At 70.7% G+C, this 19,881-nt stretch carries 19 protein-coding genes; 11 read left to right on the top strand and 8 right to left on the bottom strand.

Translation table 11 applies throughout. The features are described 5' to 3' along the window. Nucleotides 1-12: 12 nt before the first annotated feature. Nucleotides 13-1,119, bottom strand: coding sequence for an RICIN domain-containing protein (locus tag Pen02_RS14240; RefSeq protein WP_203866477.1), 1,107 nt, complete (start codon nt 1,117-1,119; stop codon nt 13-15). Nucleotides 1,120-1,427: 308 nt separating this feature from the next. Between Pen02_RS14240 and Pen02_RS14245 the strand changes: the two genes are divergently transcribed. Next, nucleotides 1,428-2,228 (top strand): alpha/beta fold hydrolase, encoded by an 801-nt coding sequence (locus Pen02_RS14245; RefSeq protein WP_203866478.1) that lies wholly within the window; start codon nt 1,428-1,430, stop codon nt 2,226-2,228. 41 nt (nt 2,229-2,269) lie between these two features. Here the strand turns inward: Pen02_RS14245 and Pen02_RS14250 are convergent, their stop codons facing one another. Next, complete coding sequence (locus Pen02_RS14250) at nt 2,270-2,959, bottom strand: NAD(P)-dependent oxidoreductase (protein ID WP_203866479.1); 690 nt, start codon at nt 2,957-2,959, stop codon at nt 2,270-2,272. Nucleotides 2,960-3,019: 60 nt separating this feature from the next. Between Pen02_RS14250 and Pen02_RS14255 the strand changes: the two genes are divergently transcribed. Both Pen02_RS14255 and Pen02_RS14260 read left to right on the top strand, forming a co-directional pair. Further along, nucleotides 3,020-3,448: a winged helix-turn-helix transcriptional regulator gene (locus Pen02_RS14255; protein WP_239140654.1), complete on the top strand. Its 429-nt coding sequence runs from the start codon at nt 3,020-3,022 to the stop codon at nt 3,446-3,448. A 300-nt stretch (nt 3,449-3,748) separates the two neighbouring features. Next, the gene (locus tag Pen02_RS14260; RefSeq protein WP_203866480.1) at nt 3,749-4,264 is read left to right on the top strand and encodes a GNAT family N-acetyltransferase; all 516 of its coding nucleotides are present in this window, start codon (nt 3,749-3,751) and stop codon (nt 4,262-4,264) included. A 29-nt stretch (nt 4,265-4,293) separates the two neighbouring features. Here Pen02_RS14260 and Pen02_RS14265 read toward each other — a convergent pair whose 3' ends face one another. After that, nucleotides 4,294-4,950: a response regulator transcription factor gene (locus Pen02_RS14265; protein WP_203866481.1), complete on the bottom strand. Its 657-nt coding sequence runs from the start codon at nt 4,948-4,950 to the stop codon at nt 4,294-4,296. After that, complete coding sequence (locus tag Pen02_RS14270; RefSeq protein WP_203866482.1) at nt 4,947-6,092, bottom strand: sensor histidine kinase; 1,146 nt, start codon at nt 6,090-6,092, stop codon at nt 4,947-4,949. The genes Pen02_RS14265 and Pen02_RS14270 overlap by 4 nt, the downstream gene beginning before the upstream one ends. A 140-nt stretch (nt 6,093-6,232) precedes the next feature. Here Pen02_RS14270 and Pen02_RS14275 point away from each other — a divergent pair, with 140 nt between their 5' ends. The 3 genes from Pen02_RS14275 (at nt 6,233) to Pen02_RS14285 (ending at nt 8,498) form a co-directional block, all read left to right on the top strand. Beyond that, complete coding sequence (locus tag Pen02_RS14275) at nt 6,233-6,685, top strand: hypothetical protein (RefSeq protein WP_203866483.1); 453 nt, start codon at nt 6,233-6,235, stop codon at nt 6,683-6,685. Nucleotides 6,686-6,854: 169 nt separating this feature from the next. Further along, nucleotides 6,855-7,376, top strand: coding sequence for an SgcJ/EcaC family oxidoreductase (locus tag Pen02_RS14280; RefSeq protein WP_203866484.1), 522 nt, complete (start codon nt 6,855-6,857; stop codon nt 7,374-7,376). 276 nt (nt 7,377-7,652) lie between these two features. Then, a complete protein-coding gene (locus tag Pen02_RS14285; RefSeq protein ID WP_239140656.1) occupies nt 7,653-8,498 on the top strand; it encodes an SAM-dependent methyltransferase in 846 nt (281 codons plus the stop codon). Between the two features lie 236 nt (nt 8,499-8,734). Here Pen02_RS14285 and Pen02_RS14290 read toward each other — a convergent pair whose 3' ends face one another. After that, a complete protein-coding gene (locus Pen02_RS14290; protein ID WP_239140658.1) occupies nt 8,735-9,556 on the bottom strand; it encodes an SAM-dependent methyltransferase in 822 nt (273 codons plus the stop codon). A 239-nt stretch (nt 9,557-9,795) separates the two neighbouring features. On the opposite strand from Pen02_RS14290, the gene Pen02_RS14295 reads away from it, so the two are divergent. Beyond that, the gene (locus Pen02_RS14295) at nt 9,796-11,286 is read left to right on the top strand and encodes a hypothetical protein (protein WP_203866486.1); all 1,491 of its coding nucleotides are present in this window, start codon (nt 9,796-9,798) and stop codon (nt 11,284-11,286) included. Between the two features lie 162 nt (nt 11,287-11,448). On the opposite strand, the gene Pen02_RS14300 is transcribed toward Pen02_RS14295, so the two are convergent. The 3 genes from Pen02_RS14300 to Pen02_RS14310 are packed head-to-tail and all read right to left on the bottom strand — an operon-like array spanning nt 11,449 to nt 13,856. Then, nucleotides 11,449-12,042, bottom strand: a complete 594-nt coding sequence (locus Pen02_RS14300; protein ID WP_203866487.1) for a histidine phosphatase family protein — start codon at nt 12,040-12,042, stop codon at nt 11,449-11,451. Nucleotides 12,043-12,084: 42 nt separating this feature from the next. Further along, the gene (locus Pen02_RS14305) at nt 12,085-12,891 is read right to left on the bottom strand and encodes an ABC transporter permease (protein WP_239140660.1); all 807 of its coding nucleotides are present in this window, start codon (nt 12,889-12,891) and stop codon (nt 12,085-12,087) included. Continuing rightward, on the bottom strand, nt 12,888-13,856 hold the full coding sequence (locus tag Pen02_RS14310; protein WP_203866488.1) for an ATP-binding cassette domain-containing protein: 969 nt from the start codon (nt 13,854-13,856) through the stop codon (nt 12,888-12,890). Before Pen02_RS14310 ends, Pen02_RS14305 begins: the two co-directional genes overlap by 4 nt. Before the next feature lie 90 nt (nt 13,857-13,946). Here Pen02_RS14310 and Pen02_RS14315 point away from each other — a divergent pair, with 90 nt between their 5' ends. From Pen02_RS14315 to Pen02_RS14330, 4 genes are all read left to right on the top strand, one after another. Further along, nucleotides 13,947-15,050: a TetR/AcrR family transcriptional regulator gene (locus Pen02_RS14315; protein WP_203866489.1), complete on the top strand. Its 1,104-nt coding sequence runs from the start codon at nt 13,947-13,949 to the stop codon at nt 15,048-15,050. After that, nucleotides 15,047-15,676: a transcriptional regulator gene (locus tag Pen02_RS14320; RefSeq protein ID WP_203866490.1), complete on the top strand. Its 630-nt coding sequence runs from the start codon at nt 15,047-15,049 to the stop codon at nt 15,674-15,676. The genes Pen02_RS14315 and Pen02_RS14320 overlap by 4 nt, the downstream gene beginning before the upstream one ends. Beyond that, entirely contained in the window at nt 15,673-17,295 is a 1,623-nt protein-coding gene (locus tag Pen02_RS14325; RefSeq protein ID WP_203866491.1) for a pyruvate, phosphate dikinase, read from the top strand. Before Pen02_RS14320 ends, Pen02_RS14325 begins: the two co-directional genes overlap by 4 nt. A gap of 190 nt (nt 17,296-17,485) precedes the next feature. Then, on the top strand, nt 17,486-19,846 hold the full coding sequence (locus tag Pen02_RS14330; RefSeq protein ID WP_203866492.1) for a low temperature requirement protein A: 2,361 nt from the start codon (nt 17,486-17,488) through the stop codon (nt 19,844-19,846). The last annotated feature ends 35 nt before the right edge of the window (nt 19,847-19,881 follow it).

The raw sequence follows: 19,881 nt of genomic DNA on the forward strand, positions 1-19,881 counted from the left end.
CAGCGGGGCCGCTCAGGCAGGTGGTAACAGGTCGACGAGGAACTCCTGGTCCGGCCCCGTGGTGCAGCGCCCCTGAAGCACGCCCGTACCCGGCTTGGCGGCCTGGTCCCGCAGGCCCATGCATCCGTCGGTGTACGCCGGCCTCAGCCGGAAGCGGTTGGTCGCCCCGACCGGTTCGAACCGGAACAACTGCTGCGAGCGGGACTCGTCGCAGTCGTTCCACGGCTCTAGCGAGTCTCTGGCAACCCCGTCGGTCAGCAACGTCAGACAGCCGATGCCCTCGGTCGGGTGATGCCACTCGATGAAGACGTGCCTGTCGTCGACCGGCTCGAGGAAGGTCCGGGGCGGCGCCTGCACGGTGCAGGCACGTAGCGTGGCGAGCGGTTCTGCGTAGTCGACCCGCTCGTCGCGTCCCGCGCTGACGCACAGCTCCGGTGCGTGTGCCGGACGGATCTGCGCGAAACTGCCGGCGTCGCCGAGGAGCAGACCCGCGTCGCTGGCCGTACCGTCCGGCGACGGACTGGCCGCCCGCCCGCCGCCACCGATCCTCTCCCACAGCAGGTATCCGCCGACGGCCAGCAGCAGCGCGACGACGGCGCCGGCCAGCAACGGGAACGGCTGCCAGAGCCGCCGGATCACGTTCGGCGGCGGGAAAGACCGGCCCGGTCGCTGGTCCGGGGCGCCCGATTCCAACGGCGGTTGCGCCCTGCCGGGCGGCGAACCGACATCTGCGGGCACCGACGGCCCGCCAGACGTCTCCGCCGCCACGGATGTCTCCGCCAACTCCCCGATACGCAGGTTCGTGGTGTGCATCGCGATCTTCCTGCGGGCGGTGACCCAGCGCTGTACATCGGCCTCACCGAGACCACATGCCTTGGTCAGCGCCGCGACGAGTTCCTCGCGGGGGAGCGTGGACCGGCCCAGGGCGGTGGCGATGGTGCTGCTGGGCAACACGTCGCCGGCTGCCGCCGCCTTGGCCTCCAACTGGCGGTACGTCAGCCCGGACCACAACCGCAGCCGGCGCAGCGCGTCGAGAAGCTCGGCGGCTACCTGGGCCTCCTCGGGGCGAGGAGGATCTCCCGCAGGATCGGGTCGGGTCCCGGGCGCTGATGCATCCACGGCACAAGCATGCCCGTGCCGCGCCAACGTCGCGAAATTGGTCGTGCACGCCGACGACCGACGGTGTGTCAGCACGCGGCACGGCCGCCGCGAGCAGCCCTGCCCGATCCGGCGCCCCACCCGTCGACCGGCATCTGGCATGTGTATGCCGAACAATCCGGACTTCGGTGCGGGTCGACTCCATGGCCCCGCCCGCAGCGGTGTTCGGATCGGTTCGGCATTGTTCGGTGTGGCAGGTACGGGGCCTGCGAACGCCGTGGACGGACTAGTCTCTGCGGCGCACGTCGGTCCTGCCGGAGGAGGGTCGGATGGGGTACGTGACGTCGAGGGACGGCACAGCGATCGCGTACGAGCGGACGGGTAGTGGACCGGCGGTGGTGCTGGTCGGTGGTGGCCTTGACGACGGTGCGGAGAACGCGCCGCTGGCTTCGGAGTTGGCCGGACGGTTCACGGTCTACAACTACGCCCGCCGTGGACGGGGCGGCAGCGGCGACACCGCGCCCTACGCCGTGGAACGCGAGATCGAGGACCTGGCCGCGCTGATCGCCGAGGCAGGCGGATCGGCGCACGTGTTCGGTGCCTCGTCGGGTGGTGCGCTCGTGTTCGAGGCTGCCCCGGCGGGGCTGCCGATCGACCGCATCGCGGTGTACGAGGTGCCGTACATGACGGACGAGGGGATGGCCTGGCATTACGCGCGGTACGTGCAGGAGCTTGGGCGGGTGCTGGCCGCCGGCCGGCGGGGTGACGCGGTGGAACTGTTCATGCGGCTTGCCGGCGCATCCGAGGAGGACATCGCGGGAGCGCGGAGATCGCCGGTGTGGGCCGGTCTGGAGGCCCTCGCACCCACCCTCGCCTACGACGCGGCCTGCCTCGGTGACGGGCGGCCACCGACAGCCCGGCTGGCCGGGATCACCCAACCGACGCTTGTGGCCACCGGCGGATCGTCGGACCCGCATACCGGTGGACTTCAGCCGGGCTTCTTCGACGATGCCGCGGACGCGATAGCCGCGAGCATCCCGAAGGCGGAACGGCGGCTCCTCGACGGCCAGACCCACGTCGCCGACCCGGCGGTACTCGCCTCGGTGCTCGGGCGGTTCTTCGCCCGATGACTGCCGGGCCCACCGTCCCGGGCCCGGCGCGCTCCGATGCTTCACCCGACGCGGTGCGCGCCGTACGAGGCTTCACTGGCGATGGACACGCGAGTGCGGTGGTGGCGAGGCGACTCGATTTCGTCGATCGTCGCGACGGCCAGGTCGGCGTACGAGAGGTGTGCGACCTCTCGGTCCGGTACGCGTTCCCCGCCGATCTGGTAGCGGCCGGTGCGGGGAGCGTCTGTCCGCAATGCGGCCGGTGGCGTGAGCATGAGCCAGTCGACCACGGTGTCTGCTGTCGCGAGCCTGTCCAGACCGGCCGTGTGGGCAAGGGCGAAGGGTCGCAGTTCAACGGGCAGTACGGCGGGATCGTCGAGCAGAAGGCGGCCTTCCGCGTCCTTGAGGTTGGCGAACAGGCCGATGACGACCAGTCGGGGTACGCCGGCCCGGGAGAGGCCGTAGAGAAGCGCGTCGACGGCTTTGACGAAGAAGCCCGGATCGAGGTCGAGGGCGGCGAGTGCCTCCGGACCGGATGCGGGACTGACCGCGTGGACCACGGCGTCGTGACCCCGTACGAGGCTGGCGACCGACTCCGGTTCGGTCACGTCGCCGCTTACCGCAGTGGTGATGTCGGGATACTTGTCGGGATTGCGAACGACCGAGGTCACGTGGTGTCCACGATGGTGTGCCTCGATGGCCACGGCGCGCCCGGCCCGGCCGCCGGCCCCGAAAATCGCGATGCTGGTCATGGCGCGACGCTAGTCGGCGGGGGGCAGGTTACCGCAACGGTACTGGGTTAGGTTTGAGCGGTGACGTCCCAGCTTGACGCGGACATGTTCGATCCGGCGTGCCCGTCGAGTGTGATGCCGTTTCGGATCGGCGACAAATGGACCGCAATGGTGGTGCTCTGCCTGGAGCATGGGCCGCGTCGGTTCAGCGAACTCCGAGTGCCGTTGCGGACGATCACGCCGAAGGTTCTGACCGAGACATTGCGCGCGATGGAACGGGACGGCCTCGTCACCCGTACGTCGTACGACGAGAATCCGCCGCGCGTCGAGTACGCACTCACGCCGCTCGGTCGGAGCCTGCTGACTCTTGTCGAGGCCGCCCGGGCCTGGTGCAGGGAAAACATGTCGGAACTGCTGGCCGCTCGCAGGTCGTCCGACTTGAGCTCCCGTGATCCCTCGCCGGCACCGACGCCGGCCCGCCCGGGGAGCGACGAACAGCGAGCGCGTTAGTCGTCATGGTTGCCCCGACCCCACGGGCCTGCTCGATCTGGTCGGCGACCCCAGCGTTCCTCGGCCGTCCGCGACGCGACCTCCCACTGCCCTGGTCCGTGCCCGCGCATCAGCCGAAGTCGTCACGCTCCGTGGTCGGCCTGTGCGGCCGGTAACCGTGCCGGCCGGCGCGGTCGGGCCGGACCGGATGCTGGTCTCCAGCCACATCCTCGCCGAGATCCAGCAGATGATGATCTAGCCCGGGAGCCTTCCTTGGTATGGTCTGCGCTGGTCAGGTCCCTGGAACGATGGAGTCACGACATGCCGGTCACCCGCGTCGCCACGGTCGACGATGCCTCCGCCGTGACCGCGCTGCTGCGCGCGAACTGGGAAGCCTTCGCACCGTGGGAACCAGTGCGTGACGACCCGTGGTTCACGCTGGACAACCAGCGCACGATCCTCGAAACAGCGCTGGAGGCTCATGTCCAGGGCACCATGGTCCCGCTCGTCATCGTCGACGGGGACGAGGTGATCGGCCGGCTGAACATCAACGGGATCACCCGGGGCGCACTGCAGTCCGCGGTGCTCGGCTACTGGGTCAGTCCGTCGCACCAGGGCCGGGGGTTCGCCACGGCGGCGGTTGCCGATGCCATCGCTCTCGCTTTCGGCGAACTCGACCTGCACCGGCTCCAGGCGGAGACGTTGCTGCACAACACGGCATCGCAGCAGGTGCTGCTGCGTAACGGGTTCCGGCCTTACGGGGTGGCTCCTTCCTATCTGAAGATTGCGGGCAGCTGGCAGGACCACGTGTTGTTCCACCTGCTCACGACGGAGTGAAGGCGGGCTGTGGCAATCCTGCTCCGCGCTCACCTGGGCTCGGCGAGCCCGGCGCGGTGGGCGATGACGGCGAGTTGGGTACGGTCGCGGGCCTGTAACTTGGCGAGCAGCCGGCTCACGTAGGTCCGGGCCGTGGCGGGGCTGATGAACAGCACCTTGCCGATCTCGTGGTTGCTCTCGCCGAGTCCGACTCGCGCGAGGATCTCCAGTTCGCGGTCGGTCAGGCTGTCCAGCCGCGGATCCCGGGCGTACGTCTGGCCGTGCTGGGCCACCCGCTCCATCAGGTGCTTCGTCACGGAGGGGGAGAGCATGTTGCCGCCGGCCGCCACGGTCCGGACCGCCTGCCGGAGATCTTCGGAACTGGTGTCCTTGAGCAGGTAGCCGGCGGCGCCCGCCCGGATCGCCTGGTCGATCTCGTCCGGCTCGTCGAAGGTGGTCAGCATCAGCACCCGTACCCTGCTCAGCGACTTGTCGGCGGTGATCCGGGCGGTGGCGTCGATCCCGTCGCCGTGTGGCATCCGGATGTCCATCAGGACGACGTCCGGCAGGTGCCGGCGGACCTCGGCCAATCCTCGTACCCCGTTGCCGGCCTCGGCGACGACCTCGATGCCGGGGTCGTTCTCCAACAGGCTGCGCAGTCCGGCCCGGACGAGTTCCTGGTCGTCCACGACAACCACCTTGATCACGCGTCCTCCCCGAGCGGCAGGTCGGCCTCGACGACGAACCCGCCAGGCTCGTGTCGGGTGCGTAGTGAACCGCCGAGCGCGCTCGCCCGTTCGGTCATCCCGGCGATCCCGTGCCCGCCGCGCCGGGGCCGGTCAGGTGGCGGTCCGTCGTCGGTGACGGTCAGCCGCAGCGTCGTCCCGTCCGCGGCGGCGACCACGCTCACCCGGCTCGCGGATGAGTGCCGGACGACGTTGGTCACCGCCTCCTGAACGATCCGGTACGCCGCGACGTCGATGGTCCGGGGCAGCGTCTCGGACTTCACCTCGACGCGCTCGTCCACGTCGAACCCGGCGGAGCGGGCCGCGTCGAGCACGGGAGAGAGGTCGCTGAGCGAGATCGACTCTCGGCCGGCCGGTTTGGCCGAGCGGAGGAGGCCGACGGTGGTCCGCAGTTCCCGCATGGTGGCCGAGGATGCCTCCTTGATCCGTTGCAGTGCGGTGTCCAGGACCGGGTACCCCTGCGGCGCGGCCTCCCGGGCCACCTCGGCGTGCAGTGAGATCACCGAGACCGTGTGGCCGATCGAGTCGTGCAGCTCGCGGGCGATGGCCAGGCGTTCCTCGCGGACGCGGCTCTCCGACTCCTGGACGTACTGTCGAGCCAGCAGCTCCGCCATGTCCCGCTGGTGCCTGCGTTGGGCGCGGCGGCTGCGGATGCCGTCGCCGAGCGCGATCGCCATCGCCATCGAGGTCACCTGCGTGGCCAGATCGTAGCCCAGCACGTAGGCGGCGTCCTGTCCGGCGAGCAGCCGGTACGCCAACGAGACGACGAGCACCGCCGAGGCGGTCGCGGTCGCCGCGGCGAGCCGGCCGCCCTCCGCGGCGGAGAACAGGGCGGCCGCCAGCGGAACGCCGACGCCGACGGCGGGGTAACCGCCCACGTAGTAGACGATCAGCCCGAAGGCGCTCAACAGGAGCACCGCGCGGGGATGCTGCCGGCGTGCGAGCATCAGCGCGCCGAGTCCGATGGCCCACAGGTACGCCAGCGCGTCCGGTTCCTTGCCGCCCTGCCGGGCCGAGATCACGGCGGTGAGCGTGGCGATCACGGTGAGCCCGAGCAGGGCGTCCACAATCCAGGGCACGAGCCGGCCCGTGCGTCCGTCCATGCGTCCAGCCTAGGATCTGCCAACCGCAGCAGGGGCCGGCGAACTGTAGTCGCGGGGCGACGGCGACGTCGCTTCTCGACGTACACACTCCCGCTCCGGGACGGATGGCAGCAGCCGCCCGCCCGCATAGCTTCCTACTCATGCAGAAGCAAGTCCGTACCCTCGGCCTGCCGTGGATCGCCCTGATCGGGCTGGCGTTGCTCGCCGTGCCCCGCGTCGTCCTGCACGACCTCGACGTCATCCAGGAGGGCGACTTCGTCAACCTCCTGCTGGTCTTCGTCCCTCCGGTGATCTGGATCATGGTCGCGCTCGCGGCCCGGGTGCCGAAGCCGTTCCTCACCCTGCTCGTGGTCGGCGGCCTCTACGGCGTATTCCTCGCCCTGGTGCACCAACTCCTGTGGGATCGGAGCGGGGCTGCCGACGCGACCCTCGGCGGCAACCTGGAAAACGAACTGTCGCCCGGAACCGAAGAACTCGTGATCCGGGTCTTCGCGACGTTCAGCGGCCTTCTCACCGGGCTACTCGTCGGCGCGGTCGCCGGACTGGTCGCCTGGGGTGCCAGCCGACTGGTGCGCGGTGGTACCAGGGGGTGATCCCGCGCCGTCATGGCCGACTCTTTCTCCGCCCTCACACCGTCGACGAGGCGAACTCTTTCCGGATTCCGGATCAGGGTGTGCCGGGCATTCGGAAGTGGCGCAGGGCCTGGGGTCAGGGACTGTCCTGACCTGACCGTTGGAAATTGTTCGATCGAAAGGAGAAATGATGAGTGTGCAGCGAAGGTACCGGCGTCTGGTCTTCGCCATGGTGGTCGGCGCGGCGGTTGTCGGCGGCATGACCCCGGCGGTCGCCGCGACCCCGCCTGCCGGCAGGGATGCGGCAGCGTCGCGGCAGCACGATCTGGCGGCGCTCGACCGTCTCCAGGAACGGCAGGAGGACGCCTGGGCCCGGGGTGACGGCGCCGCCTACGCGGCGATCCACACGCCGGACGCGGACGTGGTCACCTTCAACGGAGACCATCTGCGGACCAGGGCCGGCATCGAGGCCGGAATGCAGAGCTACTTCGACATGTACCTGCGGGGCACCCGGCTCAGCACGCTCACCGAGCAGGTGCGTTTTCCCGAGCCGGACCTGGCGGTCATCGTCCGCACCGGCTGTGTCCTCTGGCCGGGCGAGACCACCTGCTCCGAGGAGGCTCTGTCTGTCAACACCAACATCGCCGTCAAGCGGCACGGGACCTGGTGGTACACGTCCTTCCAGAACACCCGGATCCGTCCGTTCGGGTAACCGGCCCACCGCACCCGGGCGGCGATGCGGGTAATGCGTCGACGACGCCGCATCGCCGAGCGGACGACCAGCGGGTCGGGCCGGTCCTCCCCGGTCGGCGCGCCGGAAGCCGTGTCGCCTGCCCGGGTCCACCTACCTGGGACCCGGGCAGGGCTGCCGGAAACATCGCAGACAGGCGTGGTCGACGTCGGCCGCGACGATGATCCACCCCGGCGCCCGGTAACACCCGAGGTCGCATACGATGGGCGCGGTTCCGGTGTAGGTCTGGAGGTGTCGGTGCCCGACCCGAGTTCCCCATCACCGTCGGTCGAGGGCATCGCCTCCCGGATCGACACCACGGTGCCGCACCCGGCCCGTCGCTACGACTACCTGCTCGGCGGCAAGGACAACTTCGCCGCCGACCGCGAGTCCGCCGAGGCGATGCTGAAGGTCTACCCGAGCGCCCGGATGGCGGTGCAGGAGAACCGCCGGTTCCTCCGCCGGGCGGTGAGTTACCTGGCACAGGAAGCCGGGATACGGCAGTTCCTCGACATCGGCACCGGCATCCCCTCGGTGGACAACACCCACCAGGTGGCGCAGTCGATCGCCGCCGAGTCGCGGATCGTCTACGTGGACAACGACCCGATCGTACTGACGCACGCGCGGGCGCTGCTGACCAGCACCGCGCAGGGGCGTACCGCCTATCTGGACGCCGACCTGCGGCGACCACGGGAGATCCTCAGCCACCCGGACCTGCTCGCCACGCTCGACCTGAAGCAGCCGGTGGCGGTGCTGCTGGTGGCGATCATGCACTTCATCGTCGACGAGGACGACCCGTACGCCCTGGTCGAGGAACTGCTCGCGCCGCTGCCCGCCGGCAGTGCGCTGGTGATGACCCACTTCACCAACGACTTCCTGCCACCGGAGCTGGCCGCCAAGATCGAGGCGGCCTGGCGGGAGAACCCGGCCAACGGCCAGGGCCGGGCCCGCAACGCCGAGGAGATCGGCCGGTTCTACACCGACCTGGAGCTGGTGTCGCCGGGGATCGTGCCACTCGCCGAGTGGCGGGCCGAGTCGGAGCCGCAACCCCGGCCCGCCGCACGCGACGTCACCGCCTACGGCGTGGTCGGCCGCAAACCCTGACCCCACCGGTCGACGCCGGCCAGCCCGATGCCCGGAGACCGGGTATGGGCGGCGGCTCGTCGTGGTGCCGCCGAGGCGCTGAGGGTCTGAAGCACGTCCCGCGGCAGAACCCGCACCGTGCGCGGTGACCAGGCTCGACAGGTCGGTCCGGCCCGCGTACGCCGCTGAAGAGAGTTCCGGAGCCGACGGGCCTTCGGACGCCGAGGGGACGACGAATCGAGGCGGCTCGCGGGTGGTCAGGGTTTTCGTCCGACGGCGCAGACGCGCCACGGCGCCACGTCACGGTCGGCGTCGGCCTCGTGGGGCCGAGGCCGCCAGCGGGGACATGGGACCACACCCGGCTCGAGCACCTCGAGACCGTCGAAGAACATGGCGATCTGCTCGGGTGTCCGGAGCGCCTGCGGTGCGGAACCGCTCTCGTTCCAGAGCCGCACGGCCTCCTCCAGCTCCGCGCTCACCCCGACGATCGGATGGGCGATCGCCAGGTAGCTGCCGGACGGCACGGCGGCCACGAGCCGTCGTACGACCGCCCGTGCCTCGGCGTCGTCGACGACGAACTGAACGACGCCCAACAGCATGATCCCCACCGGCTGGCGGAAGTCCAGTGTCCGTTCGGTGGCCCGCAGGATCGCGTCGGGGTCGCGTACGTCCGCGTCGATGTAGTCGGTCGCGCCCTGCGCGGCCCCGGCCAGCAGGGCACGGGCGTGCGCCAGCACGATCGGATCGTTGTCGACGTAGACGACGCGGCTCTCCGGTGCCACCCACTGGGCCACGTGGTGCGTGTTGTCGGCGGTGGGAAGACCGGTGCCGATATCGAGGAACTGGCGGATCCCCGCCGTGCCGGCGAGATATCGGACCGCCCGGATCAAGAAGGCCCGATCGACGCGAGCAGCCTCCGCGACATCCGGCAGTACGGCGCGGATCTGATCACCGGCCGCCCGGTCGGCGGCGAAGTTGTCTTCGCCGCCGAGCCAGTAGTCCCAGACCCGGGCCGGGTGCGGGACACCCGAATCGAGCGCGACCGCTTCGTCAGCCACACCGGAGGGGTTGTCGGTCACCGGGAATCCTTCCGCAGTACGGAAGACACCGAACGCCGATCAGCGTAGTCCGCTCCGCTCGTCCACCGCCACCTGCTCCGAGTCGGCCAGGACCATGGCGCGGGTGCGATCGGGCGGGCGCCGAGAACCGGGGCCGGCAAGCGCCGCTCCGCGTGGCGCGCGGGCACGACCTGTCCCGGAACTGCCGCCGACTTCGCTCGCGACAACCCGGTTGAGCAGGTCGGACAGGACCTGCGACCATGATCGGCGTGACCTGGGACCGGCCGCTGGAGGGCATCACCGAGGTGCCGTGGGACGCCATGCTCGGCCCCGCTGCGCCAGCGCTGATTGCCGCATTGCGGAAGCTTGCCGAACACACCGGGACGGGACCGGCACCGTATGCCGCCGACCCGATCGACGACGTGATCGCCGATGACGTCGACTACAGCTACATGAGGTACGCGATCGATCACGGATACTGGCCGGCCGGCGTGCCGGTGATCCGGTTCCTGGCCCGGATCGCGGCCGCGCATCCGTCGGACGGCGCCACCGTGTCGGCGATTGAGTTGATCAACCAGATCGTCAACGCGCCGATGGACCGTCCCGGCGCCCCCGACGCCGAACTCGACGCCTGGGTGGACGGGCTACGCGGCGAACTGCACGCCGCCCGGCCGGCCTTCGACGAAGCCGCCCGGCTCGTGCCGGCGGTCAGGTCGACGATCGTGCGCCTGGCCGAGCGGAGCACGGGTGGCACGCTCGCGTACGCCGGCTCGTACGAGCCTCGGTGGCGTAGGCTCGCCCGCGAGGTTGCCCGGCTGCCCGGCCGGTCCATCAAGGTGGTGGCCGGGGACGGCCGCGACCTGCTGGTGGTCGGCGACCGCCACTTTCTGGCTCCGGAATCGGGCGATGTCGTTGCCATGTTCGCTCCGCCGCGGCCCGGCGGCGCGGTGGCGTTCACCGATGCCGACGGTCCGGGTGTCCTGACGGTCGAGGGTCCTCGGCGGGAGGGCGGCCACCGCGGCCCGCTGCGGCTCTGGCGGCGCGGCGAGCAGGGATGGGAGGCGACGCGGTTCGGGCCGCGGTTGCGGCCCTGGCCGTTGCTGCCGGGAGTGGTGGCGGTGACGGCCGGCGACGGCGACCTCTATGTCGGATATTCCGACGGCCGCGTGACCCGGCGTGACAGTCGCGCCGGGTACCGGCTCGGCCCGACGCTGCGGGTTTCCGGACCGGGCTGGAGTCAACGTCTGTACCCCTACCGCGACGGCAGCGAGCGCCGCCTGCTCGCGGTGGGCCGCGACAGCATGTACGACCTCGACTTCGCCCACGGACAGGCCACCGAGATGCCGATGGCGCCCTTCACGAACCCCTTCACCTGCTTCCGCCTCGGCGTGCGACGTTGCTTCGCAGTCATTAGTGGCCGTTACCCTCCCGGGCCGGTGTGGTGCCTCGACGCCGTGTCCGGCAGCGCGATCGGGCCGCCGATCCGGCTCCCGCAGCCGGCCGCCCTCTGCGCTTACGAACTCGGTGGCCGCCCGATGCTCGCGATCGGCAGTGGCCAGCAACTCCACCGCTTCGACGCCGAAACCGGCGAACCGGCCGGTCCGCCGCTGAGTGGCCACCGCCGCGACGTCACGGGTATCGCGGCGGTCAGGATCGCCGGCCGAGCGACCCTGTTCAGCGTGGACGGCGCCACCGTCCGGCGTTGGGACGCCGCTTCCGGTACTCCGTGGCCGGCCCCCTTCGCTGACTGAAGCCGCCCGTTCTCGCCACACGGCACGGGCGCCACCCTGCGGTGACCTGCGGCAGCACGGCCCGGATCGTCGGCGGGACGGTCCGCCCGACGTCGCCGGCCATGGATTCCCGTCGACGATCCGGGCGCCGCCCGCCGGCAGCGCGGGACGTGGTGGCGGTGCTCAGATGTGCTGCTTGGCGGGGAAGCCGGTCCACCGTAGGTCGGGGGACAGGTGCCCCATGTCGTTGAAGAGCACCACCGCCGGTGGCCGGTCGGGGCGGTACAGGATCGTGGTCAGGGCACAGTTGCCCTGGTTGAGGCCCAGCCAGCGCCAGGCGGGAGCGTCGAGGGCATGCCGGACGAACCAGCCGATCAGGAAGTTGTGGGTGACGATCAGCTCGTGGGTGTCGATCTCGGCGGGCACCGCATGTCGTTCGATCGCGGCGGTGGCCAACTCGGCGCCGACGGCGTACTCCTGTGCCGTCATACCGTCGAGGAACCTGGTGTAGACCTCGGGCAGCACGGTCGGGTCGGGCACCGGCGGGAGGTAGTCGCCCACCAGTTCCGAGGCGTGTACGGGTACGCCGGGTAGGAACTCGCTGACCAGTTGGGTGGTCTGGACCGCGCGGACGAGCGGGCTGTGGTGGATCGCCGTGATGGGCAGGCCGGCCAGCCGGCGGCCCGCCAGCCTGGCCTGTCGTTGACCCCGCTCGCTGAGGACGCCGTCGTCGACGGCCTCGCCGTGCCGTAGCAGGTGCAGGAACCGGTTCGCCACGCTGCCTCCCCGCCCATCCGTCGATCGTGTGCTGTGCCCGGGTCATTGTCGGCGGCTGTAGGTGCCGACGGCGAGCGGGCAGAACACGACGAAGAGCACCGCGCACCAGACGAGCGCGGTGGTGAGGGTGCCGCCGACCGGGGTGCCGTTCAGCAGGGCACGACAGGCGTCGATGACATGGGTGACGGGATTGATCTCGGCCCAGGCCCGTAGCCAGCCGGGCAGGGTGTCGGTGGGGCCGGCGAGGCTGGTGCCGAGCTGCAACGGCAGGAAGGTGATGAAGCTGAAGGCCAGCACGGCGTTCGGGTCCTTGGCCAGGACGGCGAGGAACACGGTGAGCCAGCTCAGGCAGAAGCCGAAGAGGATGGCCAGGCCGGCGGCGGCGAAGGCGGCGGCGAGACTGCCGTGGAGGCGGAAGCCGAGGGCCGTACCGATCCCGAAGAGGATGGCCACGGCCAGCAGATAGCGGACGATGTCGGCCAGCACGGAGCCGAGCAGGGGTGCGAGCCGGCTGATCGGCAGGCTGCGGAACCGGTCGGTGACCCCGTTCTTGAGGTCGAGGTTGATGTTCGTCCCGGTCGACACCATTCCGGCCAGGCCGGCGCCGACGACGAGGATGCCGGGGAACAGGTACTGCAGGTAGTCGGTGGTGGAGCCGGCGACCGAGCCACCGAACAGGTAGAGGAAGAGCACCATGAACAGCGCCGGTGTGACGACTCCGTTGACGATGGGGCCGGGGTTGCGGGTGGTCTTGACGAGGCTGCGTCGGGCGAGCACGAGGCTGTGCCGGAGCCAGGCGGGCGGCCGGAGTTGCGGTTGTCCATGGGTACGCGCGGTGGTGGTCATCATGCGGCTTTCGTCGAGGTGTCGTCGGCGGGGGTGCGGGGAGCTCCGGTCAGGGCGTGGAAGACCTCGTCGAGGCTGGGCAGGCGCAGCGACAGTTCACTGATGCCGATGGCGTCTCGGCGCAGCCGGTCGACGATTTCGAAGAACTCGCCGTCGCCGGCGACCGACACGACGAGTTCGTGGTGGGTGGAGCGTTCCGGGACCTGGTCGGTGACGGCGGTGAGGATCGCGGCGGCCGTGTCGGTGTCGGCCGGATCGGTCAGCCTCGCGGTGACGGTGTGCCCGCCCACCTGTCGCTTCAGCTCGGCGGGTGTGCCGGAAGCGATCACCCGTCCGTGGTCGATGACGGCGATGGTGTCGGCGAGGGCGTCGGCCTCCTCGAGGTACTGGGTCGTCAGCAGGACGGTGACGCCGTCGGCACGCAGGCCGCGGATCATCTGCCACAGCTCTTCCCGCTTGCCGGGGTCGAGGCCGGCGGAGGGCTCGTCGAGGAAGACCACCTCGGGGCGGCCGACCAGACTCGCCGCCAGGTCGAGGCGGCGACGCATGCCTCCGGAGTAGCCGGCCACCGGTCTCCTGGCCGCCTCCTCCAGCCCGAACCGGGACAGCAGTGTCGCCGCCCGCTGGGTGGCGTGCCGCCGGGGCAGGTCGAGGAGCTGGCCGATCATGACCAGGTTCGCCAGTCCGGTCAGTTCCTCGTCGACGCTGGTGTGCTGGCCCGACAGCGCGATCCGCTGACGCACCCTGGCCGGCTGCCGTACGACGTCGAACCCCGCGACGGCGGCACGTCCGCCGTCGGGCCGTAACAGGGTCGCCAGGATGCGGATCATGGTGGTCTTGCCCGCACCGTTGGGGCCCAGCAGTCCCAGCACCTGACCGCGAGGGGCGGCCAGGGTGACGCCGTCGAGCGCGTCGGTCTTGTCGAACCGCTTGGCCAACCCCTCGGCGTCGAACCCGTACTCGTCCATCGACACCTCCCGTGTTCGAATCATTGGGATGTTGAGAACATCTGGATGGGGAGGGTATCGTAACGCCATGGGTGGACGGAAGGAGCGGGCATGGTCCGATTGAGTCGCGTGCAGCAGCAGGAGCGCACCCGCGCGGCGGTGCTGGCCGCAGCGAGACAGGAGTTCACCGAGCGCGGCTACGTCGAGGCGAAGATCGACCGGATCGCCGAGCGTGCCGAGATGACCCGTGGTGCGGTGTACTCGAACTTCCCGAGCAAGCGTGCGCTGTACCTGGCGGTGTTGATCGACATGGTGGAACGCACCGCCGTCGAGGAGGTCCCGGAGTCGTCGCCGACGTCGGTGGCGCGGGCGCTGGGGTCGTTCGCCCGGGCCTGGCTCGAACGGCTGCCGCTGGTCGGCGACGCACCGCCGGGCGGTCACCTGCAACTGCGCTCGCTGTCCGGGGTGCTCGACGACGAACCGGCCCGGACCGCGCTGGCCCAGGTCATCCGGCTGGAAGCGCTGTTGCTCGCCCGCACGCTCGAAGCACACCTGCCGCCGAACAGCCGGAGAGTGCGGCTCGCCCAGTTGGTGCTGACGGTGTTGAACGGTTCGGCGGGCCTGGCCGAGACGGCGCCCGGATTCGGTGACCCGTTCGACGTGGCGGCTGCGTGCGAGCACCTGGCCGGCATCGACCTCGCCGATGTCTGGAACCCGCCGCACCTGCCGTACGTGCCCTCGGCGCAGCCCTGCGACGACACCTGGGCGGTGCCGACCGAGTCGTCCGACCAGGTCACCGGGAATCGGGTCAACCTCGACGCCGACGGCGTGATCGTGGTCCTGGGGGTCAGCCGGCTGGCTGCGGCCGAGGAGGCCGTCCGCGCCGCCCGGCCGAACGAACAGGTCACCGTGATCGTCGTGACGAGCGATCCGGCCGAGACCGGCCGGCTCGTCCGGCTCAGGATCGGCGACCTCACCGCCTGCCTGCGGCGCGTGTTCGCCGCCGACGCATGGCCGCCGCTGCGCCTGGTGCTCGACGATCGCGCCTCGATCGCCACGGCCGTCGGTCTGCCGGACGTCGACGACGAGACCGAGGCCGCCGTACGCGTCGAGAACGGCAGGATCGTCGCCCGGGCCGAGGGCCGGGGGGCAGGCCATGCCGCGGCGACCGCCGGCGCCTCGAACACCACACGATCCAGCGGGTCCGGGGCGTGACCCACCCCGGGTCGACCTCCTCGACCGGCGCGGACTTCCTGGTACTCCACGCCCTCCGCTGCGTCGGATTCACCGGCCTCGCGCGGGTGGCCGCGGCGACCGGACTCAGCGAGCCCGACGTCGAGTCGGAGCTGATCGACCTTGCGGTCGCCGGCCACGTCAGCCATACGGCCGGTGACTTCGGCGGATGGGGTCTCACCGAGGCCGGCCGGGCGGCCGACGCCAGGCGGGTCGCCGACGAACTGGATTCGGCCGGTACCCGAGCCTCGGTGGTCGACGCCTTCGAGCGCTTTCTCGTCCTCAACCCGGAACTGCTCGACCTCTGCACGGCCTGGCAACTGCGACCCGTCGACGGCATGTTGACGGCGAACGACCACACCAGCCCCGGCTACGACGCCCGGGTACTGGACAGATTCGTGGACTTCGACCGACGCGCGGAGGTCGTCTGCGCGGATCTGTCGAGGGCACTGCCCCGATTCGGCCGGTACCGCGTCCGCCTCGCCAACGCCCTCGCCCGGGCCAGGGCCGGGGAACTGGATTACCTGACGGACAGTATGGAGTCGTACCACATCGTGTGGTTCCAGTTGCACGAAGACCTGCTCGCCACCCTGGACATTCCCCGATGAGCTGGATTCGTCCACTCTCGCCGGAGGTCGAGGAGCCGGTCGACGTTCTCGGCGGCAAGGCGTACGGCCTCGCCGTGCTGCAACGGCTCGGACTGCCCGTGCCGGCGGGATTCGTCATCGGCACCGAGGCATGCCGCGCCTTCCTCCGCCAGGGCCGTCTGCCCGACGGCCTCGACGACGAACTCGCGGCCGCCGTCGCCCAACTCGAGGACGCGACGTGCCGCAAGCTCGGTGGGTCGCCGCGACCCCTGGCAGTCTCCGTGCGCTCCGGTGCGAGGGAGTCGATGCCCGGCATGATGACCACCGTTCTCAACCTCGGCCTCGGCACCACGGCCACGAGCGCACTGGCGGCGGAGACCGGCGACATCCGGTTCGCGCTCGAATCGCGACTCGAATTCGTGTCCAGCTTCGCCGCCGCGACCACGGACCTGGACGCGCAGACCATCGAAGCCGTCGTGCGCCAGGCGACCGGGACCGAGGTGGCCGACGCCCGGACCCGGCTGTCCGTCGCGATCCGGGCCGTCGAAGACGCCTTCGCGCAACGAACCGGCCGGCCGGTCCCGGACGACGCGACCGAACAACTCGGGATGGCGCTGGCAGCGGTGTTCTCCTCGTGGGACACGCCGCGCGCGAAGACGTACCGCGAACTCCATGCCATCCCAGCCGACCTCGGCACGGCCGTGATCGTGCAGGCGATGGTGTTCGGGAATCGCGACGACCACAGCGGCAGCGGCGTCGCGTTCACCCGCAACCCCGACACCGGCGAGCCCACCCCGTTCGGCGAAGTCCTGTTCCGTCGCCAGGGCGACGACGTCGTCTCGGGCAGATCGTCGACCCGGCCGCTATCCAAGCTGGCCGACCGGGAACCGGACGTGTGGGCCAGCCTCCTCGATGCCTTCGACCGCGTCGAGAAGTACCACCGGGACGCCTGCTACCTGGAGTTCACCTTCGAGGCCGGGCAACTGTGGCTGTTGCAGGTACGCCCCGGCCGGTTCGTCGGTACCGCCGCCGTCCGCCTCGCGACCGACCTGGTCGACGAGGGCGTCATCGCGCGCCAAGAGGCGCTGCTCCGGGTCTCGCCCCTGCACCTCCAACGTGTCCACACCCGCCGACTCGCCGTCGACGGGGCCGACCTCCTCACCCGTGGCCTCGGCGCGTGCCCGGGGGTCGCGATCGGCCGGGTGGCGACCACCTCGGACAGAGCGGCCCGGATGGCCGCCGACGGTCCCGTCATCCTGGTACGTCCGGAAACCTCACCGCTCGACATGCACGGCATCGCTGCCGCCGCCGGGATCGTCACCGCCCGTGGCGGCCCGGCCAGCCACGCCGCGGTCGTGGCACGAGCGATGGGTAAACCAGCCGTCGTGGGCGCGGCGAACCTCACCGTCACCGACGACCTGGTGCGAGCCGGCGGACGTACGATCCCGGCGGGAACGGTCATCGCCGTCGACGGGACCAGCGGCGACGTCGTCATGGGCAGCCCCCGCACCACGACCACCGCGACCGACCCTCACCTGCACCGACTACTCGGATGGGCCGACGAGGTGTCCGGCGACACCTCCGTACGCCCCGAGCCGCAACGCCTCGCGGCGGCCCACGCCGCCCTCCTGGGTCGATAGGGACCGCCGCCGGACCGGCACCGGTGGGGACGCCGGGTCGGGCCCGGTCCCGGCCGGGTCCTGGGCGGTTCTCACCCCCGGGCCTGGCGTTCGTTGGCACAGTAGGTGCGTGGTCGGTGACGGTGAGGAGGGGACCTCGCAGGGTGCGTTCGGAGCGGGCGGAGGGATCAAGCCCGCGACGCATGGCGGAGTGACACGTCCCGAGCTCTTCCTGGACCTGGTCTTCGTCTACGCCTTCATCAACATCACCCATCTCATGACGGCACGGTCGGCTCCGAACGGGCTCCTCCAGGGAGCACTGGTGCTGGCCCTGATGTGGCGCAGTTGGATCGGGTACGCCTGGCTGGGAAACCTGGTCCGGCTCGACTGCGGCGCCCGGCCCGTCGCGGTGTTCGCGGCGGCCATCGCGATCCTGCTCGCCGCCGTCGCGATTCCGGAGGTCTTCGTCGACCAGACCTCCGGGCTTGTCGGGCCCCTCGTCTTCGTCGTCGGATTCCTGGCGGCCAGGATCGGATCGATCCTGATCATCATCCGAGCCCGCCGGAGGACGGAAGGATCGTCCCTACCCACCGTACGAGCCTGGCTGCCGCTGACCGGCAGTCTTCCGCTGCTGCTGTGCGCCGCTCTGCTGCCCCACCACCTTCCGTCCGGACGGATCGCCCTCACCGTGCAGCTTCTGCTCTTCGCGATCGCGATCGTCATCGACTACCTGGGGCTGCGGGCGCCGGGCAGCGGCACCTGGCGGCTGGTATCGGTCCGGCACTGGGCGGAGCGGCACAACCTGATCATGCTCATCGCACTTGGCGAGACGATCATCTCGCTCGGGACGAGTCGTGGTTTCGGCGACGATCATCCGATCACCTGGTCCGTCCTCGGCGGCTCCGCCCTCGGGTTCGTCGTCGTGGCGTTCCTGTGGTGGGCGTACTTCGACATCGCGTCGCCCGCCGGCGAACAGGCGTTGGAACACACCCCGATACCCCAGCGGTCACGCCGGGCCCGCGACGCCTACAGCCTGCTGCACCTGCCGATGATCGCCGGGCTCATCCTGGTGGCGTTCGGGCTGAAGAAGGCCGTCGGCGCGGCACCGGGCGGTCCGCCCGAGCGGTGGATCGGGTCGGACGTGGCGGCCCTCTACGGCGGCGTGGTCCTGTATCTGCTCGGGTTGATGGCGTTCGAGTGGCGGACCGTCCGGCGGGTCGGGCGTGGTCCGGTGCTCGGCGTCGTCCTGGTGGCGGGGCTGGCCGTGCCGGCCCGCACCCTGAGCGCGCTGGGCTCGCTCACGCTCCTCGCCGGCGTGCTGGTCGGGTTGATCGTCGCCCACGTCACCGTGCTGCGCCGCCGCCACCGCCAGCTACATCGGGGCGTGGCGGTGACGGCCGGCCGAGAGGTGGACGCCACCCCCGAGGAGATCTTCCTCGACCTGGCCTTCGTGTACGCGTTCATCCAGGTCACCGTGTTGATGACGCAGCACCTCTCAGCGGTGGGGCTACTGAAGGGGCTGGCCGTCCTGGCGCTGCTGTGGTGGTCGTGGGTCAACTACACCTGGTTCACCACCACGATCCGCAGCGCGGACAACGCGCGGCGACTCGTGATCTTCGCTGCGGTGGCGTTGACCCTGATGCTCGGCGTGGCGCTACCCCAGACGTTCCAGTACGTCGCGGGAGGGCTGCCCGGTCCGATGGTCGTCGTGACCTCCTACGCGGCGGCGCGGCTGCTGCACCTGGTGGCGTTCTGGCGGGTGCTCCGGCACGACCCGGGCCCGCGCGCCGTCGTCGCCCGCGCGGCGGTACCGACCGGTGTGGGGGTGAGCCTGCTGCTGTGCGCGGTGCTGACCGCCCCGACCACCGGCGACCCGCTCACCCCGTTCACCACGGCATGCTGGATCGCCGCCATCGCCATCGACGTCGGCGGTGGATACCTCATCGGCTCGCGTAACTGGCGGCTGCACTCCGTCAGCCGATGGATGGGTCGGTTCAACCTGATCATCCTTATCGCGCTCGGCCAAGCGGTGATCTCCACCGGCTTCGCCGCCAGCGACCCGCCCATCGTGTTGGCCACCTTCGTCGCCGTCGCCCTCAGCGCCGCCCTGATCTCGGCACTCTGGTGGATCTACGTCGGCAGCGACGTCGTCGTCGCCGAACGGTTCGTCGAACTCCGTACCAACCGTCGGCGCGGCGCCCTGGCCCGGGACGCGTACGCCTACCTACACCTGTTCCTCGTCGTCGGACTCGTCCTGGTCGCCTTCGGGCTGCGTACGACCCTGCCCCGGCCCGGGCACGACCTCGACGCGACGGCGACGATCGGGCAGGTCACCCTGGCCGGCGGAATCGTGGCCTACCTCCTCGCCGACCAGCTCATCTGGCAACGCGCCCGTCGACCGGTGCGCCGCCGGGGCACGGCCAACCTGGTCGTCGCCGCCCTGGCACCGTTGACGATCCTGCTGCCGATCCTGTGGGCGCTGGCCGTACTCACGGTACTGCTGACCGTCGCGCACCTGCTCGGACGCGCCGAGACCCCGGCGGTGGAGTCGGTGCTCGGCGAGCGGACGTGAGCCGGTCAGCGCCGGTCGCCGGGCGGCGTCCGGCC

Origin of the sequence: Plantactinospora endophytica (assembly GCF_016862915.1) — a bacterium.
Classification (GTDB): Bacteria; Actinomycetota; Actinomycetes; order Mycobacteriales; family Micromonosporaceae; genus Plantactinospora; species Plantactinospora endophytica.

What these genes read in the sequence shown, in the direction of transcription:
- Pen02_RS14245 (WP_203866478.1), top strand. Translation starts at nt 1,428, where the DNA reads ATGGGGTACGTGACGTCGAGGGACGGCACAGCGATCGCGTACGAGCGG.
- Pen02_RS14260 (WP_203866480.1), top strand. Translation starts at nt 3,749, where the DNA reads ATGCCGGTCACCCGCGTCGCCACGGTCGACGATGCCTCCGCCGTGACC.
- Pen02_RS14310 (WP_203866488.1), bottom strand. Translation starts at nt 13,856, where the DNA reads ATGGACGAGTACGGGTTCGACGCCGAGGGGTTGGCCAAGCGGTTCGAC.
- Pen02_RS14325 (WP_203866491.1), top strand. Translation starts at nt 15,673, where the DNA reads ATGAGCTGGATTCGTCCACTCTCGCCGGAGGTCGAGGAGCCGGTCGAC.
- Pen02_RS14270 (WP_203866482.1), bottom strand. Translation starts at nt 6,092, where the DNA reads ATGGACGGACGCACGGGCCGGCTCGTGCCCTGGATTGTGGACGCCCTG.
- Pen02_RS14280 (WP_203866484.1), top strand. Translation starts at nt 6,855, where the DNA reads ATGAGTGTGCAGCGAAGGTACCGGCGTCTGGTCTTCGCCATGGTGGTC.
- Pen02_RS14275 (WP_203866483.1), top strand. Translation starts at nt 6,233, where the DNA reads ATGCAGAAGCAAGTCCGTACCCTCGGCCTGCCGTGGATCGCCCTGATC.
- Pen02_RS14315 (WP_203866489.1), top strand. Translation starts at nt 13,947, where the DNA reads ATGGTCCGATTGAGTCGCGTGCAGCAGCAGGAGCGCACCCGCGCGGCG.
- Pen02_RS14305 (WP_239140660.1), bottom strand. Translation starts at nt 12,891, where the DNA reads ATGATGACCACCACCGCGCGTACCCATGGACAACCGCAACTCCGGCCG.
- Pen02_RS14295 (WP_203866486.1), top strand. Translation starts at nt 9,796, where the DNA reads ATGATCGGCGTGACCTGGGACCGGCCGCTGGAGGGCATCACCGAGGTG.
- Pen02_RS14250 (WP_203866479.1), bottom strand. Translation starts at nt 2,959, where the DNA reads ATGACCAGCATCGCGATTTTCGGGGCCGGCGGCCGGGCCGGGCGCGCC.